The 17,418-nt window shown below is 39.4% G+C and carries 20 protein-coding genes and 1 pseudogene; 19 read left to right on the forward strand and 2 right to left on the reverse strand.

Annotation, left to right across the window (positions count from 1 at the left end; all coding sequences use genetic code 11):
• The first annotated feature begins 25 nt into the window (after positions 1–25).
• The 9 genes from ACU0NF_RS08815 (at position 26) to ACU0NF_RS08855 (ending at position 6,400) form a co-directional block, all read left to right on the forward strand.
• Entirely contained in the window at positions 26–925 is a 900-nt protein-coding gene (locus ACU0NF_RS08815; RefSeq protein ID WP_445660857.1) for an AbiTii domain-containing protein, read from the forward strand.
• Positions 926–1,090: 165 nt separating this feature from the next.
• Positions 1,091–1,234, forward strand: coding sequence for a zinc ribbon-containing protein (locus ACU0NF_RS08820; protein WP_131317802.1), 144 nt, complete (start codon positions 1,091–1,093; stop codon positions 1,232–1,234).
• A gap of 165 nt (positions 1,235–1,399) precedes the next feature.
• Complete coding sequence (locus ACU0NF_RS08825) at positions 1,400–1,621, forward strand: hypothetical protein (protein WP_445660858.1); 222 nt, start codon at positions 1,400–1,402, stop codon at positions 1,619–1,621.
• 125 nt (positions 1,622–1,746) lie between these two features.
• Positions 1,747–2,013: a hypothetical protein gene (locus ACU0NF_RS08830; RefSeq protein WP_445660859.1), complete on the forward strand. Its 267-nt coding sequence runs from the start codon at positions 1,747–1,749 to the stop codon at positions 2,011–2,013.
• A 635-nt stretch (positions 2,014–2,648) separates the two neighbouring features.
• Positions 2,649–2,897 carry a DUF6868 family protein gene (locus ACU0NF_RS08835; RefSeq protein WP_445660860.1) on the forward strand — a complete coding sequence of 83 codons (249 nt, stop codon included), beginning with the start codon at positions 2,649–2,651 and terminating at the stop codon, positions 2,895–2,897.
• A gap of 145 nt (positions 2,898–3,042) precedes the next feature.
• Positions 3,043–3,756 (forward strand): SIMPL domain-containing protein, encoded by a 714-nt coding sequence (locus tag ACU0NF_RS08840; RefSeq protein WP_445660861.1) that lies wholly within the window; start codon positions 3,043–3,045, stop codon positions 3,754–3,756.
• Between the two features lie 232 nt (positions 3,757–3,988).
• Positions 3,989–4,405, forward strand: coding sequence for a hypothetical protein (locus ACU0NF_RS08845; protein ID WP_445660862.1), 417 nt, complete (start codon positions 3,989–3,991; stop codon positions 4,403–4,405).
• Positions 4,406–4,492: 87 nt separating this feature from the next.
• Positions 4,493–5,158, forward strand: a complete 666-nt coding sequence (locus tag ACU0NF_RS08850) for an RluA family pseudouridine synthase (RefSeq protein ID WP_445660863.1) — start codon at positions 4,493–4,495, stop codon at positions 5,156–5,158.
• Between the two features lie 354 nt (positions 5,159–5,512).
• A complete protein-coding gene (locus ACU0NF_RS08855; RefSeq protein WP_445660864.1) occupies positions 5,513–6,400 on the forward strand; it encodes a DUF4041 domain-containing protein in 888 nt (295 codons plus the stop codon).
• Between the two features lie 154 nt (positions 6,401–6,554).
• Here ACU0NF_RS08855 and ACU0NF_RS08860 read toward each other — a convergent pair.
• A protein-coding gene (locus tag ACU0NF_RS08860; protein ID WP_445660865.1) for an IS5 family transposase occupies positions 6,555–7,377 on the reverse strand; the annotation gives its coding sequence in 2 pieces (ribosomal slippage) (positions 6,555–6,995 and positions 6,997–7,377; 822 coding nt in all).
• A gap of 119 nt (positions 7,378–7,496) precedes the next feature.
• Here ACU0NF_RS08860 and ACU0NF_RS08865 point away from each other — a divergent pair.
• The 9 genes and pseudogenes from ACU0NF_RS08865 (at position 7,497) to ACU0NF_RS08905 (ending at position 15,645) form a co-directional block, all read left to right on the forward strand.
• Positions 7,497–8,444, forward strand: coding sequence for a hypothetical protein (locus tag ACU0NF_RS08865; RefSeq protein ID WP_445660866.1), 948 nt, complete (start codon positions 7,497–7,499; stop codon positions 8,442–8,444).
• 85 nt (positions 8,445–8,529) lie between these two features.
• Positions 8,530–8,910 (forward strand): ribonuclease E inhibitor RraB, encoded by a 381-nt coding sequence (locus tag ACU0NF_RS08870; protein ID WP_445660867.1) that lies wholly within the window; start codon positions 8,530–8,532, stop codon positions 8,908–8,910.
• Between the two features lie 248 nt (positions 8,911–9,158).
• A complete protein-coding gene (locus tag ACU0NF_RS08875) occupies positions 9,159–11,597 on the forward strand; it encodes an AI-2E family transporter (protein WP_445660876.1) in 2,439 nt (812 codons plus the stop codon).
• Between the two features lie 282 nt (positions 11,598–11,879).
• Positions 11,880–12,977: a catalase family protein gene (locus tag ACU0NF_RS08880; protein ID WP_445660868.1), complete on the forward strand. Its 1,098-nt coding sequence runs from the start codon at positions 11,880–11,882 to the stop codon at positions 12,975–12,977.
• Between the two features lie 212 nt (positions 12,978–13,189).
• Complete coding sequence (locus ACU0NF_RS08885) at positions 13,190–13,636, forward strand: SRPBCC family protein (protein WP_445660869.1); 447 nt, start codon at positions 13,190–13,192, stop codon at positions 13,634–13,636.
• 11 nt (positions 13,637–13,647) lie between these two features.
• Positions 13,648–13,996 (forward strand): annotated as a pseudogene (locus ACU0NF_RS08890) (DUF488 domain-containing protein).
• A gap of 95 nt (positions 13,997–14,091) precedes the next feature.
• The gene (locus ACU0NF_RS08895; protein ID WP_445660870.1) at positions 14,092–14,433 is read left to right on the forward strand and encodes a zinc ribbon domain-containing protein YjdM; all 342 of its coding nucleotides are present in this window, start codon (positions 14,092–14,094) and stop codon (positions 14,431–14,433) included.
• Between the two features lie 268 nt (positions 14,434–14,701).
• Positions 14,702–15,061, forward strand: coding sequence for a 5-carboxymethyl-2-hydroxymuconate Delta-isomerase (locus ACU0NF_RS08900; protein WP_445660871.1), 360 nt, complete (start codon positions 14,702–14,704; stop codon positions 15,059–15,061).
• Between the two features lie 248 nt (positions 15,062–15,309).
• Entirely contained in the window at positions 15,310–15,645 is a 336-nt protein-coding gene (locus tag ACU0NF_RS08905; protein ID WP_131317778.1) for a YegP family protein, read from the forward strand.
• Between the two features lie 156 nt (positions 15,646–15,801).
• Here ACU0NF_RS08905 and ACU0NF_RS08910 read toward each other — a convergent pair whose 3' ends face one another.
• Positions 15,802–16,569: a hydroxymethylpyrimidine/phosphomethylpyrimidine kinase gene (locus tag ACU0NF_RS08910; protein ID WP_445660872.1), complete on the reverse strand. Its 768-nt coding sequence runs from the start codon at positions 16,567–16,569 to the stop codon at positions 15,802–15,804.
• 101 nt (positions 16,570–16,670) lie between these two features.
• Between ACU0NF_RS08910 and ACU0NF_RS08915 the strand changes: the two genes are divergently transcribed.
• Positions 16,671–17,318 carry an HAD-IA family hydrolase gene (locus ACU0NF_RS08915; RefSeq protein WP_445660873.1) on the forward strand — a complete coding sequence of 216 codons (648 nt, stop codon included), beginning with the start codon at positions 16,671–16,673 and terminating at the stop codon, positions 17,316–17,318.
• Positions 17,319–17,418: the final 100 nt, after the last annotated feature.

Genomic DNA, 17,418 nt, shown 5'->3' on the forward strand with positions numbered 1-17,418 from the left:
GTGGGGTTTTTAATCAGAGGATAAAATGTCTTTACTACGAGAAATTCAAACAGATGCAGTTGATTCTAAATGTAAAGTTTCTGATCTATTAAGAAAATGTAAAATTTTAGCAGCACGTTTAGGAAACGATGATTTTAAAATATGGGTTGATTCAGAACTTAATGGATATAAGCTATCGGATAGTATTCCTTCTTATAGAGTTTATAATAATGTTTTATCAAAAGGACATTTTTCAGGAGCATTTGGATCGGGACTAAGAAATGCTGACATTCCTTCAAATTGTTTTCCTAAAGAGTTTCGAAAGGATTTAACTACTGTGTCATTAGTAGCCCCAATAGCTGAAATTGAATCATTAGTTCAAAAATCTATAAAAGGTAAACTTTTACAACAACCTTGGGATTCAAATTTTGTAGCAATGTTTAATAATAAAGTCTATGAAAATATGATATGTGTACAAGCTTGGAAAGTTATACCCTCTACAAAATTAGAGGGAATTATTGATATCGTAAAAACTAGAATTTTAAATTTTGTATTAGAAATAGAAGCAATTAATCCCAATGCTGGAGAAGCAGCATTGAATACGAATCCTATTCCTCAAGATAAAGTAAGCCAAATTTTTAATATTAATATTACAGGGAATGTCCAAAATTTAGCATCAGGTAATCATCAAAGCACTATTCATCAAACAGCTTCTGATAGTGAAATTCCTGAGGATTTTAGTAATCTTTTAAATGAACTAAAAAAATCAAATATAGAGAATAATGTTGCCCAAGAAGTTGCAATAAGAATAGAAAAATTAGGAGCTAATGTAGGTAAAAGCGAATATGCGAATACATATGGCGAATTGATGAGCTTTATTTCAAATCACGTTACTGTGTTAGGTTTTCTTGCCCCATATCTTCCAATGTTATCAAGCTACTTATGATAGAAATCTAAGTAGATATGAGTAGCTGAGATTTATATTGGAAAATAAGTAAAGGAAATACAACTTCGCCCAAACGCCACTATCAATTGGCGAAATGGACAATAGACAATCATCACAGTAGGGTTATACTAACTTTACCATTTCTAAAACACATGGAGAGCAAAGATGGTTACTGCTGGCGAAAAACCCGGAATAGGTTTCTATTTTTGTGTCCAATGCGGACATCGCGTTTACTTAGAAATTGGTACAGACCGTTTACCCCCGTGTACCAAATGCCTTGGCAATATATTTAACAACAAAATTGCCTAAGCAGCACACATAAAACAGTTACCCTCTGTTTTGCATAAAAGCCCTATACTCAATAGGGCTTTTTTATGACTTGAATATCGCCGTTTACACTCGATGTTTGTTTGAAAAATAATCAAATTATCCCCATATAAAAACAAGAAATTCATCGTTTTCAGGACTGCTCACTTGGACCATTATCTTGATCTCAATCACGACTCCGGTGTTGCCAACTATGAAATTGGCAATGAATTTATTCGAGTTCAATTCAAGAAAAAATCAAAAATTTATACTTATAGTTATGCCAGTGCTGGCTATCAACATGTTGAGAACATGAAACAACTGGCACAGTATGGCGACGGCTTAAATGCCTATATCAATAAAAACGTGTACCACCTGTATGTGAAATAGCAGAACAAACATTTCATGGCTTAAATATTGCTTAATAAACATTTCCAAGTTGCGAGCATATACTTAACACTAAGTGCTTGTAGCAAAGGGCAAGATACATTTAAAAAAGCACAAGGAAAATTAAAATGGAACACGCCAGCGAAATAATGAAAACTGAAAAAACACCGAAATATGTGCATTTAATTGCAGGTTGGCCTTTTGTCTTGGTGCTATTTGGCGGCTTGATTGGCGGTGGACTGGGCGGACTGGCTTATCTGATTAACTTGAAAATTTACAATTCCCAGCTCAGCAAAATGAATAAAATACTGGCCAATATCATGTGTGGCATGGTCGCCATCAGTGCATGGTGGTGGATTGCCGGGGCAGTGCAAAATACCTTCTTTAATGCTTAATGGCTATTTTCGTGCATATGGGAATATCCAGATTCTCATGTGCATCTATCACTAAACAAACAATAAAGCGTAGGAAGCAGCCAAATGCTTAACATCAAAAAGGCAAAGCGAGAAAGTAAAAATTATCTAAAAAGATCAATAAACCGCAATAAAAAGCGGTAAATTATGCGCTTTTGATTAAATATTCCGTAAATATTAACTTTAAAGAAAATAATTTCCAAAAAATATTTAAATTGGCTTTTCTTAGGGAAATAATCCCGAGCCTAACTTGGTAAATTATATCTCAAGGGTGTGACGGGGATCGAAAAGAGTAGATTGCTACCAGTTGCGTATAACGTGAGTGTAGTACTTACCCAGAAGGTCTCGATTCGGCTTAGGACGCTATAGATCACGAGTTTATAGGCATAAGGTTATCGCTTACAAAGCTATAATTGTTGAAGTTAAACATTATGTTTTCCCTAACACCCTCAAAAATTCTCTACCAAATAAAAAAGAATAAAAATATAAAAACGAATTAAAAATCATATTCTTAAAATAAAATTTCAACCACAAAATGTAGATACAAATCAGCCACTCGTTTCAGCATATCAAATCTGTTATTTTAGAAATCACAAGCTGCCGCGTAGAGAATCAATATGAATCTCGATTTTTGGTGCCGTTTTTTACTGTCCTCCGTACTCATCAATTACATTATTTTAATGATCTGGTTTTTGGCCATTATTTTTGCCCGTGGCTGGATTAAGCAAGTCCACGGAAAATGGTTCAATCTGTCAGATGAAACCTTTGATGCAATTCATTATGGCGGAATGGCGATCTATAAAATTGGTATTTTACTGTTTAATCTGGTGCCTTTAATTGCTATATATTTCATGGGTAAAAGTTAAAATTGATCCAAGCATTTTAAAAATCTTAAATGCAAAATAACCGTGCGGATGTCACATCAATTTAATCAATATTTTCATGCTGTTGTCTTAGACATAAAAACTGTAAAGTCTCAATTAGAATAATATTTAAAAGGAGTTTAGTCCGATGAATCAGCTCAAACCCGCACTTATTTTAGGCGTTTTCATTTGCTTGGGGATGGTTGTTGCAGGATGGATTTTAGGCAGTAGCGCGCTGAAAATTAAACAATATGAACGCATTGTTTCGGTCAAGGGTTTGTCCGAACGCGAAGTGAAAGCCGATGTTGCAGTATGGCCGATTCGCTTTAGCGCTGCCAGCCAAGACCTGACCCAGTTGTACGACACCATGGAAATAAATACCCAGCAAATTCAGGCATTCTTAAAAGGTGAAGGTTTTACTGCTGAGGAAATTACATCAGCTGCGCCAAGTACAACCGATAAATACGCCCAGCAATATGGCGGCAATGAAAATGTCGCGCTCCGCTATACCGCGCATCAAACCATCACCGTATATACCCACAAAATAGATGCGGTACGTGCTGCACAAAGTCGTTTGGTGGCTTTGGGTAAAAAAGGTATTGCCTTTAGTGGAGATGATTCGGGACAGAGAACCGAATATATATTTACCAAACTCAATGACATCAAACCTGCCATGATTGAACAGGCCACCGAAAATGCACGCAGTGTTGCGGAAAAATTTGCCGCCGATTCTAAAAGCAGTTTAGGGAAAATCAAGTCGGCAAATCAGGGTCTGTTTAGTATAGAAGACCGGGACAGTAATACCCCGTATTTAAAAAAAGTACGCGTGGTTTCCACGGTCGATTATTATCTTGCGGATTAATGTCATGAAGGTGTGAGTTAGCGTGTTGAAGATAAGGGTTAAAAATAAGAGTGGATAAATCTTTCAGTATTGATGCTTTTTGCGCGCTAAAAATTTTTATTTCATCCTTTAAAATTTGAAAATAAGAAACACCCTTAAATCCTGTATGTTTAGCTGCTAGAATGTTTGATAAGTCATTGCATTGTAATAAAATTATATGGGTTATTTAGATACGCTTATTCAGCAGTGCTTTATGGCAAAAACTGCTCTGCCTGTTCAGGAATATATATTTTCAACCTTGGATGATTTACCCAAAATCGCTAAAGCAATTTATATTATTGAACAGGTGGAGGGTGACATTAACCAGACTTTTAATCATTTTCGTGCTTTTAAACAACAGGGAACCCATGCCTGTGCAAAATTAAATGCGCCTTGCAAAGTCATGTATGTGGGTTCATCTACATCAGGAATTAGGAACCGGCTGAAACAGCATTTGGGACTAGGCCACAAAGTGACTTATGCATTGCATTTAAATCAATGGTTTCAAGGCCAGTTTAAAATTACCATTAAGCACTATGAGGTAGAAAATCAGGTGCTGCAGTTGATTGAAGATGATCTTTCCGATCAGCTTAAACCTGCATTTGGAAAATTAGGTGCAAACAATAAATAATCCAATCTCAGTGCTGTGTTTAGGATGCATTGACAGCATTATCTCGCCTTGTTATTTTTCGCCCATTCTTCCAAACGCTGTATGCACATGCCCATCGACAACAACTTTGTTTATATGCCACCCCAAGAACCGCTTCCTATCGTCTATGAAGATGATGATCTGGTGGTCATAGAAAAGCCTGCAGGCTTGTTGTCCGTACCTGGGCGTTTGCCCGAGCATCATGACAGTGCCTATTTACGGGTTTTGAAAAAATATCCGCAGGCCAAAATCACCCACCGTTTAGATATGGCAACTTCGGGCATCCTCATGTTTGCCAAACACCGCGATGCAGAAGTCGCGGTCAGTAAAATGTTTCAGGCGCGCATGGTAAAGAAAAACTATATTGCGTTAATACAAGGCAAGCTTGAAGGTGAGGGATGTGTCGAGGTTCCTCTCATTACTGACTGGGAAAATCGTCCGCGTCAAATGGTGCATTTTGAATTGGGCAAAGCCGCAAAAACCGTGTATCAGGCTTTGGAGTATTCGCAAGCTGAAGATATTAGCCGTGTATTGCTCACGCCTGTTACCGGACGTTCACATCAACTGCGGGTGCATATGCAATATATCGGACATCCGATTACTGGCGATAAGCTGTATCATCCAGAACCCTATCAAAGTCCATTAAAACGCATGGCTTTACATGCAAGTTATTTGGCATTTAAGCAGCCGTTAACGGGAGCAAATGTTGAAATTAAAGGCCATGTACCTTTCTGATCCAGGAATTAAAATCCAACCCGGTATCACAGGAATTGTATAGCGGGTCTAGGGTGCATCGGTTGGAGAGAATAATGTCAACAAGAGCTGTAATTGCGAATAATCAACAAGATCAATGCAAATATTTTTAAATCATTAATAATTTGAAAAATATAGTTTTTTTATAATAGTTTGATAGTGGGGTACGAGATAAATAGAAATAATATCCCTAGTTTTGGTGATTGAAAATTGATCAAAAAATGGCTAGTGTAAAGTGGGGTTTTTGAGATAAGAACAATGATTTACCTATCCATCATAACAACGATTACAACAATAAGTATTTTAGCGCTCCTCCTTTATCGCGCAACAAAACGAGTGAAAAGTAAACAAGCCAATCTGGAATCATTACAAGCCAATCTGGATCGCACACGGGCAAATTTGGCTGCACATGAACAAAAGAATGATGAGCTGCATCATGAATTAAACATGTTTCGTGCAGAGACGGGAACTTTAAAAAATAAGCTTGAAAAACTTAGCCAGTATCAAGCTATTCTGGACATTGAACAGTATGTAGCCGAGCGAAAAAATCAAGTTGAGAACTTTGTAGAAGTGACCAAAACTGAAGCAGAGTCACTGCTACAGAACATGAAGGCTTATATTGAAAAAGTGCGGCATTATCTGGACAGTTATGAAAAAAACAGCAAGCAGAAACTGGAAATAGAGGCCAGAGAAAAATTGCATGGTTTTTATCATCAGGCCACGCAACAGCAAAATTTAACGGACATTTCACGAGTATTGGAAAATAAAATTAATGGTTATGGCACTGCGTATTTATTGCCGGCGCATACGCTTCTGGATGAGTTGATCGATGGATATAAACATCTTGATGCTGCACTTCATTTAAAAGAAGTTCGGCGCAAAATCAAAAGTGCCATTGATCATAATTGTGTGGGTGATTGTGATTATGTGGAAGAAAAGCGCCGTCTTTCCGCCATTGCTCTGGTGACCCATGTGTTTAACAGCAAGGCTGACCTGTATTTATCACGTTTGCGTCATGACAATATGGGCGAGCTGATTCAGTCGCTACAGGATGACTTTATTCTGATCAATCATTACGGCGCGGCATTTAGTTATGCACGCATTCACACGTCATTTTTAAGCTTGCGTCTGGAAGAGTTGAAGTTTGCAGCCCTGGTTCTAGCGTTCAAGGAAAAACAGCGAGAACAGCAAGCTCAAATACAGCAACAGATGGTGGAGGGGTGATCTTTGTATTGGAAAATCATATTTAGAAATTATTACTTTACTCAAATTTGTTAAACCATTGTTTTACATTTAAGCTATTAAGTATTTAAACAGCTATTGATTAGAGAAGATATATAGATTAAATAGAATATAATTAGATCTCTTGCGAAAGTCATTATTGAAAATTTATCCGGTTTACCAGTGCAGCGATTAAGTTAATGCGTAAACCGAATCTTTTCCGTCTATTTCGATAGCGTTCACTTAATATTCTAAATGTCTTTAATTGACTATTGATGTGTTCGATCACAACTCGTATTTTTCCAATCATTTTATTGTACTTTTTCTCAACATCAAATAAGGGTATATTCTTCTTTTTCTTTATTGGCATCAATAATTTAAAGCCATCTTGCTCTAATCCGTAGTACCCTAAATCGGTCATAACATCTTCACAATGTTTGAATTTCTTAACCGTTTTTCTTGCCAGTTTAATGTCATGCTGACTGCCATTCGATATATCTAGCCCTATGATTTGTTTGCTCTTCGGATGATAGATCACTTGTGCTTTTAGCGTATGTTTCTTCTTTTTACCACTGTAGAACTTACTCTGATTTTTTTTTCGGGCGTTCTATTGAACATTCTGTCGCATCGATAATGACCCAGTTAAAGTGTTCGTCTGCTGTGGTAATGCTTCGTTTTGGCAGAGTAAAACATCTTGATTTCATCAATGCATCTTCAACCTTTTTAATGGTTCGATTCACATTACTTTCAGCGATATGGTAGTGTGCCGCCAATTCCAGTTGAGTACTGTAGTTGCGTAAGTAATTGAGCGTTAATAACAACTGATCCTCTATAGCTAAAGTATGAGGACGACCTGATTTCTTTTTGAGTGATTCTGCTTTTTCTAAAACCTCTACCATTTCGGTAAAAACTGGTCGAGGTACGCCAACCAAGCGTTTAAATTCAGAATCTGAAAAACGGTTTAAGTTCTGATATCTCATGAAACTTAGATTGAGGTGGTTTTTACTTTCGCAAGAGATCTATTCATTGATTAATATTTTAAATAACACTAATTTATACAAGTTTTGTTTGAATTTAGTACAGTGAATTTTGGACTATGATGAAAGTATCTGATCAATTAGAAATACATTATTATTTTGATGATCATAATAAGCATTGGATGAGTGCTTTTATTAAAGCTAAATCAGACATAGAGCTGCTTGCGGTCATTCATGAGCTAGGAGAGATTTTTAACATATCTTTTGAAGTCAGAACTGAGGCTTTATCGGAAGGTGGACTAAAGGAAATTTACGGATTCTTAAGTGAATTCAAATCAGCTTCAATGCTAATGGCAATTGTCGGATTTATATTTAGTGTCTATATTTATCACGATGGTGCTGAAGCACGAGAATTGGATATAGAAGAAAGAAAATTAAGTATTGAAGAAAAAAAGTTAAATATAAAAAAATTACGTCAAGAATTATCTTCAGTAAATAGTGAAGAGTCTGCAAGGGTATTAGCTAAAAAAATATTACAAGTTTCTCCCAAAATAATTGCAAAACGAACAAATTATTTTAAACATATCCAACAACAATCTGATTTATCCAAAATTAGTTATACAACTATAGATACAAGAAATAATATTCGTTCAACTGAACGTGTGATCGAAAGAGAATTTTTTTCTCAAATGATTATTGAGCCAAGAAATCCAGAACCGGAGCAATATGAAAAAATTCAAATTGAAGTTATTGCCCCAATTTTAAAACACCATAACAAAGCTAAATGGAAAGGGGTTTTTAATGATGAAATTATAAGTTTTAGTTTAAAAGATAAAACATTCTCAGATAGAGTTTTTGAGGGGAATGTATCTTTTACAAGTGGGATGGTTTTAATTTGTGATTTGGAAATGCAAAAGAAAATTAATGAGGTTGGTGAGGAAATTATCACTGGCTATAGTGTTGATTTAGTACATGACTATTCGAATAATATAATTACAGCTAACCAAAATAAAAAAATTATTAAAACCAATAAAAAGGTTATTCCTGCTCAAGGAGAGTTGTTTGGATAATGAATGTATCCTGAAAATGAAACAAACTTGAGCTAATCTGGGTACAATGCTATAGATTAAAATGATTAAGATAAGGAAACGCTCCATGACACGCGATTTTGAACAATTCCCAGATGACGAAAACGGTAACGTGCTTTGGCAAATGGCTGAAGATGGTGACGATCTGACTGAAGCACATGAAATTGAATTTTCTATTGCTTTTCAAACCCAAGAACAAGCGGAAAAATGTGCGCTTTATTTGCTGAAAGAAGAACAAAAAATCAGCCTGTTTGAAGATGAAGAAGCCGATACGCTAGAGTGGATTATCACTATTTATGTGTATATGGAACCTGATTATTCAGACATTGTCGACATTGAAGAATGGTTCACTAAAATTGCTGAACAACACGGCGGTGAATATGATGGCTGGGGTTGTATGGCGTATGTCTATGACGACGAAGACATGGAAGATGAACTTAAAAGTTAATTCAAGTGATTGAATAATATTTAAAAATGGTATTTTTAATGAATCAAGGCTCATTAAGAATTGCTCTTGTTGAATGAGATACCACAAAACCCTGACCGTGCAAACGGTTAGGGTTTTTTAATGCCTAAATATTTGGCCAAGAATAAAAAATAAGGTATTTGCACTGAAAGCAGCATCAGCAGAATAGGCATTACTTACAGTAACCCTCTAGAATTTCAGCACATAAAATTTTAAATATAGAGACAATCATCAAAAATAATAAGGATATTAACGTGAATAGGGAAAAAACGCTAAATTCACAATCTCCATTACCTCCTGTAAATGATGAAACTCAGACCCGGCATATTTTACGTGTGATGGCGGGGTTTGTGATTGCTGCGCTGATTATTTTAGCCCTGTATTTCGGAAAAGATATTCTGATTCCTTTGGCACTGTCGGTGCTGTTGGCATTTTTACTTGAACCTTTGGTTTCACGCTTGAAAAAATGGGGTTTACCGCAACTTCCATCGATTGCACTTGTGGTGCTATTTGCTTTAAGTGTCATCGGTGGGGCTGCAACTTATCTCGGTTATCAACTGGGGAATTTAAGTCAGGAGTTGCCGCAATATCAGGACACGATTAAACAAAAACTCGATTCGGTGAAAAGCTATACTTCTGGGCCAAGTGTATGGGACGGTGCCATCAAGACCATTGACACGGTGGAAAGCTCGATACAGGACGTAGCCCCAGTTGAACAAACCCAGGGGGTGCAGCAGGTGCAGGTGGTGGGGCAGCAAGCCAGTACCACTGAAACGGCAATGCAGTGGGGCGCGAGAATTTTTCATCCCTTGGCCACAGTCGGTATTGTTTTTCTGTTTGTGGTACTGATTTTACTCAGTCGCAAAGACTTGCATGACCGTTTGCTGAAATTGCTGGGAGGCAATTTAAACGTCGGTACAGATGCACTGGATGATGCAGCAGACCGGATTGGAACCTATTTGCGGATGCAGTTGTTGGTGAATGTTACTTTCGGCATTCCCATGGCCGTGGGCTTATGGCTGATTGGTGTGCCTGCTGCGATTATGTGGGGAATTGTCGCGATCGGAATGCGTTTTTTACCCTATGTCGGGCCAATGATTTCCGCCTTATTTCCCATTACCCTAGCATTTGCGGTTGATCCGGGCTGGAATATGGTGCTCTGGACTATTGGGCTGATTCTGTTACTCGAGCTGATTAGTAACAATGTGATTGAACCGTGGTTGTATGGCGAAAGTACCGGTCTTTCCACTTTGGCGATTATTCTTGCGGCCACATTCTGGACTACGTTATGGGGACCTGCTGGACTGATTCTCTCGACGCCATTGACGGCATGTTTATTGGTATTGGCTCACTATATTCCGGCATTGGGATTTATCAAAACCCTGATTGGCAGCGAACCGGTGCTGACGCCACCGGAACGCTTTTACCAGCGCCTGGTTGCCGATGAAGTAGAAGATGCACTTGAAGTTGCCCAGGATTATATTCAACAAAAATTGCCGAAAAAGCCCAGTGAGGAAGTCGTCGTGCGTAAGGTCAATGCCTTTTATGACGATGTTGCCATTCCCGCCATTCGTCTGTTTTCGCAAGGACATAGTACCGAAGCAAGTGCCGAGCACCGTTTAAGAATGCATCAGGGCTTGAAGCTGTTTAATCATGATTTCCAGCAAAAGTACCCGGCTCCAAATACCGCGGGTCCTGCGCAAGTGGTGTGCTTGGGGGCGCGTTGGGAAATTGATGTATGGGCATCTTCCATGTTGGCCCATGGTTTAAATTTAAGAAAAATTGCCGCGCAAAGCCATAATGAAGTACTGATTCAATCAAAAATGGATGTGCTTGAATCCTTGCCAGAAAATACCCAGATGCTTTGCATTTCCATGTTTCATCGGCAGCCTTTGGCACAAATTCGCTTGTTGAATCATCGCATCCGTAAACGCCTGCCGAATATTAAAATTATTTTTGCCACCTGGGGCAATGTCAGCGATGAATTGCGGGACGAGATTCAAAACCGTTTTCAACCGGATGCTGTGGTATCTACGGTGAATGAATTGATGCTGAGCATTGATGCGCTAATGCTACAACAAGGTAAAAACCCTGCACGTGAATTGCTTGCGGAAAATGAACCGGAACGTTTGGCGGCTTTGCATGAACTGCAATTGCTTCAACCTGAAACTTTACTGATTTATCAGCAGTATATTGAAGAAGCCTGTCAGGCATTTAACGTGAAATATGCGCAAATTTCCCTGGTCGATGAAAAATGGGTAAATACTCCGGCCAGCCCGCTGGCAGATGAAAATCAAAATCCGATAGAGGCACGCATTCCCCGGGAGGAATCCATTTGTACCCATCTGGTTCATCAGAATGAGGCACTGATTATTGAAGACATAGACCGAGATCCGCGTTTTACCCATAACCCGGAGTTAAACAGAAATAAAATCAAGTTTTATGCCGGTGTACCTTTACGCACTAAACAAGGTCTGGTGTTAGGCAGCTTTTGTATTCTGGATAAGCAGGTTCGGCAGATGAGCGAAGATGATCTGGTGTTATTAAACCAGCTTGCAGACGACTTAATTCAGACACTGACCAGTGACAAGGCACAGACCCAAAAGCTAGAGGAAATCGCCAAGTTACAACAAGCCAAGGGGGATTCTCTTCAAGATGTTTTGGGCTAAAAGTTAAAGGCTAAAAGCAAAACAGAACCCATCTTCTTGGAAAATGAGCTGGATCTTTCGGCAAAGCATAAGCATGAAACTTGGAAAGTTAAATCACTTTTCAATTTTTAACGTGCTCTATTTTTCACCTCATGGGTCTTTGACTCGGTCTGCATGTCGTATTTACCAAAGACCCTCAAAGCATTAACCAATGAATTAACTTGTAAAGCGAACTCCTTGTTAGATTAATACAAAAAATTCAGTGCAGTTGATCCATATTCAAAAAATCAAAAGGAAGCAAGTATGAGTGCGAATTATGTGAACTATCGTCCCGAAGTCGAGCAAATACAGGAAAATGAAGAAGAGGATATTCTGCATATTACAGAACAGATGGCGCAGACCAATAACCAGGTTTTTGACCGGCACCGTCATGCGGTTCGTGATGCGCATGCAAAATCCCACGGTTTCTTAAAAGGCATTTTGACGGTTCCTGAAAATTTGCCGGCTCATTTGGCTCAAGGGATTTTTGCGCATCCGGGCTATTATGACGTGATGGTACGGCTATCGGCTGCGCCAGGTGACTTGCATAGCGATAAAACTCCGGCTCCGCATGGTTTCGCGCTTAAAATTTTAAATGTGCAGGGGCAGCGCTTATTGCCGAATGATCCGAGCGATGGTCATCACCAGGATTTTTTGATGGTCAATATTCCGGTGCTGACTTTTGGAACAGTGCGTAAATATAAGCAAATGCTGCCTTTTATTACGGAGGCAGAACAGGCGCCTGAACCGGTTATGCGTAGCCTGCGTCAGGTGATGCGCGGCGTAGATTATCTGGTGAATCGCGCAGGGTTTCCCGCACCTGCAAGCTTAAAAGGCCTGGCGCGTAGCCAGCATCATGTGTTGGGCGAAACCTATCATAGTATGGCAGCGCTTCGTTATGGTGACTACATTGCCAAGATCAGTGTCGCACCCGAATCTGATTCCGTGAAGAAACTCACTGGCATCCAGATGCAAATCAATGATGATTCTGCTATTCGTGACATCGTCCGGGATTTCTTTCAGAAGAATGCTGCAGATTATGTGATTCGTGCGCAGCTATGTACCGATCTGAGGACTATGCCCGTCGAGGATGCGGCTGTGCTGTGGAAAGAACAGGAATCTCCGCATCAGGTCATTGGCCATTTGCACTTTCCCCAGCAGGATACTTTCAGTCCGGCACGTCGGGTGTATTCCGATGACGTGCTGTCTTTTAACCCTTGGCATGGCGTGAAAGAACATCAGCCATTGGGTTCCATTATGCGGGTGCGTATGCAGGCATATGAACGTTCATCGTCTTTTAGGCATCACATGAATAGCCAGCCGCGTACAGAACCCCATCAGATTGATGACATGCCGGATTAAGCTATTTATGTTTGGAAGCTAGAATTAAATTAAACCTATCTGCTTGAGCACAACTGTTTTTAATGTAGAAATATTCTGGAAGCGGTTGAGCATTTTTCAGTAGAGGAAAATGCAGTAAAAATCTGCTCTGAATGTCATACCAAAGCCATACATAGCCAGGAATCAACCGCAGTAGACTAAACACACAAAACAACAAAAAGTGAGAAAAAACAATGCCCAGTACTGTCAAACTTCACCGTGTATTCACCGCACCGCCAGAACGGGTGTTTAGAGCCTTTATCGATCCTGATGCCTTGGTTAAATGGATGGCGCCGCATGGTTTTACCGCCAAAGTCCATCATCTTGATGCGAAAGTGGGAGGCAGCTATAAAATGTCTTTTAGCAATTTTACCACCGGTACCAGCCAGTCTTTTGGTGGAACCTATCATGAAATTATGCCTAACCAGTTGTTGCGTTATACCGACCAGTTCGATGACCCAAACTTACCCGGTCAAATTGAAGTCACGATTCAGTTCCACCCAGTTTCAGTGGGCACGGAAGTTCATATTACCCAATCGGGTATTCCAGATCTGATTCCGGCAGAAGCCTGTTATCTGGGATGGCAGGAATCCTTGCAATTGCTGACTTTATTGGTCAATGCCGAAATTCCGGATCAATAAATAGATGACCCATGCAAATTCAAATCAAGCGTGCCTATGCCGAAGTTTTAGCGTCAGATGGTAAACGGATTCTGGTCGATTGACTTTGGCCCAGGGGCATCAAAAAGCAAGATGCTCAAATTGATATGTGGCCCAAGGAAATTTCGCCCTCGACTGAACTGCGCAAATGGTACGCGCACGATCTCTGAACATTGGGAAGCTTTTCAATAGCGCTATAGAGCTGAACTTGTTCAACAAGTAAAGACATTGCAGCAAATTTGGAAAATCGCTGAACAGGAACAAGTCACTTTAATTACCGCAGCCAAGAGCAAAGATTATAACCATGTGATTGTACTGAAACGGCTTTTGGAACAAGGCTGATATTTATTTTGGCTAGTTTTATTCCCTGAAATAAGTAGGGTTTTAAGCAAGAAATTGATTTATAAAATGCTATAGTAGAGTTTTTGAGGTTTTTTATGTCTTTGCCAAATTGCCCCAAATGTAATTCAGAATATGCGTATGAAGATGGCGATTTACTGATTTGCCCGGAATGTTCTTATGAATGGAGAGAGGGTGACAGCAGCGCTGAGCAGGCGACGGTTATTAAAGACTCAAATGGCAATATCCTTGCCGATGGCGATACGGTTACCGTGATTAAGGATTTGAAAATTAAAGGCTCTTCATCGATCATTAAAGTCGGAACCAAAGCGAAAAACATTCGTCTATTACCCGACTCAAGCGATGGTCATGACATTGATTGTAAAGTTGATGGGGTGGGTGCAATGAAATTGAAATCTGAATTTGTGAAAAAAGCTTAATTCACCCAGATTGAAATATGAAAGCTCTAGCAGGGATGTTAGGGCTTTTTTGATGAGACCGTTTGATAACGCAGCAATCATGCGCTTGAGAATTTATGATCTGTCAAAAATTTAAAAGACTTGCAGGATGAGCTTTCTAAAGGATATTCACTGGTTGGGAATGTTTAATCTATAAAACAGCACTGGGACTTAAACATGGATTGATTGCGCTTAAGATTGAGCAAATGACATGGTATAACAGCACTAAGCCTTTAAAGAATTTTTTGTCATGCCCCACATCCATCTTGAATATTCAGACAATATTGAAAACCTTGAGCCAAAACCACTCTTACTTGCCTTAAATCAGGCCATGCTTGATGGTGCATATGTTAAGGCTGCCAATGAAGTGAAAAGCCGTGCCATTTGTCAGCGAGATTATGTCATTGGCTTGGGAGACGCTTCGCAAGCATATTTACATGCCAAAGTTTCTTTATTGACCGGACGCAGTGTGGAATTGCAACAGGAAATTTCCCAGGCATTATTAGCCACACTCGAACAGCATTTACCACAGCAGAGCCAGGTCAATGTACAGGTTTGCGTAGAAATTTTGGAAATGCAGAAAGCCACTTATTCCAAGAAAATTGTCTAGGCTTTAATAAAGATCCAGAGACTAGATTTGCTTTTATTCTCTTGATCTTTATTTTTTTATTGAATCAATTTAAGTCAAATTTAGTCGGCTAAAACGCACTTTTATTAAACCAAGGCTTAGATATTTTTGGTTACAAAATAACCACATTTAAAAACTCAAAATTATTTATATTTTATAAAACAGTATGTTTTTAAGAACAAAAAATAATCAAATTCTTATAAATTTTAAAATAATAAAAGGGGATTGAAATGGCCGGATGGTATGAAATCAGTCAAGTCGACGATGGACAATATCGTTTTGTGTTAAAAGCTGGAAATGGAGAAGTCATCTTAACCAGTGAATTATATAAGGCAAAGGCCTCTGTACAGGTGGGTATTGAATCGGTTCAGAGAAATAGCATAGATAATAGTCGTTATGAACGTCTAGACGGGAAAAATGGTAAGCCTTATTTCAACCTGAAAGCGGTGAATCATCAGATTATTGGTCGTAGCCACTTCTATTCAAGTGAGCAATCACGTGAGAAAGGCATAGAATCAGTCAAAAACAATGGATCAACCACCAAGATTAAAGAACTCATTGCCTAGCTTTAGTTGATGGATATGATAAGGCATGTATTTATACATGCCTTATTTTTTGAGTGGTGCAATAAAATTCAGATTTGAGCGACTAAAAATCAGTATAAAAAATCTGATCTCAAACAACATAAAGCTATTGATGATCAGCTTGATCCATCCTGTTTTTTAGAAACGCTTAGGAATTTTCTGGCCATTGGGTACCGGAGTTTCCGCTTTTTTAAGCACGCCAAATAACCAGGTTTCAGCATGGTTTACGGCTTGTTTTAAATCATCGCCTTGTGCCAAACGGCCGGCAATGAAGCTTGCCAATGAACAGCCTGAACCATGATATTCGCCTTCAAGACGAGGACATCGGGTTTCAGAAACCAGCTCGCCATTGATATATAATGCATTGCGAATATAGTCCGGCGTATCTTCATGGCCACCTTTGACCAGCACGGCTTGGGCTCCCATTGCAAAGAGTTTTGCCGTGGCCTGGTCGATATCTTCAACACCGGTTAATGCACGAAGCTCTACCGTATTCGGTGTCAGCACTGTAGCCAGTGGAATCAGTTCTGCAAACGCCTTTACCAGTGTTTCCTGATTGCCGAGTGAACCACCGCTATTGGCAACCAGAACAGGATCAAGCACATAGAGGTATTCAGGATGCTCACGTAAAAATTCAGCCAGCGCTGCAATATTGTCCGTGGTGCCTAACATACCGGATTTAACGCATTTAATCGGTAAATCATGCACTACTGCATGTGCTTGAGCCAGCAGTAATTCTTTCGATGTCGCTTCAAAGCCAAAGACTTGTTGTGAATTTTGAATGGTCAGGGCAGTACAGGCAATTGCCGCATGGGCACCACTTTGGCCAATTGCTTCAATATCTGCCTGCAAGCCAGCGCCACCCGAGGGATCTAAACCAGAAAAGCAAAGTACTGTAGGGCGCACAATGATGTCCTTCTTCACAAAATTTGCGTTAGTATAGGCAACTTTGAGCCAAGTCTCGATAGTATTTGTGAAGTAAAAATTTAAGATGAAAGGGTCAGTCTGTGATTAAAAATATTTTGATTGATTTAGATGGAACATTAACTGATCCAAAAGTGGGAATTACCACCAGCGTACGTTATGGCTTAAATAAAATTGGCCATCCTATTGCAGATGATGTCAATATTGACTGGATTATTGGTCCACCTTTACAGGCTTCGCTGGCAAAAATTTTAAATGTGGCAACAGATGATATTTTGGCTGAACAGGCGTTGATGGGCTACCGCGAACGATTTGCGGTCACCGGCTTATATGAAAACCATGTTTTCCCTGAAGTATCTGAAACTTTAAAAACATTGCAAGCACAAGGCTACCGTTTGTTTCTGGCCACGGCGAAACCTGAAATTTATGCCAAGCAAATTCTAGAGCATTTTGATTTATTGCAATATTTTGTATATCCCTATGGCAGTGAACTCAATGGTGAGCGCACCAATAAAGCTGATTTGATTGCTTATATCATTGAAAAAGAGCAGTTAAATCCTGCCGAATGTTTGATGGTGGGTGATCGTGAGCATGATATTTTCGGAGCGCGCCGTAATGGAATTGAAACCATTGCGGTGGAATATGGCTATGGTGCAGATGAAGAGTTAACCGCAGCGAACCCTAAAGCCAGAATCGAGAGTTTTGCCGAGTTATTGGATCATTTAAATTAGGGCGTGTCCTCATTTTGCTTTGCACCAAATAAACAAACAAGCCAAGAACAACATGGACTTATAATTACGAGCCAACTTTTCAAAACGAGTGGCAATACCA

The sequence above is a fragment of the Acinetobacter sp. F16 genome, assembly GCF_052712855.1.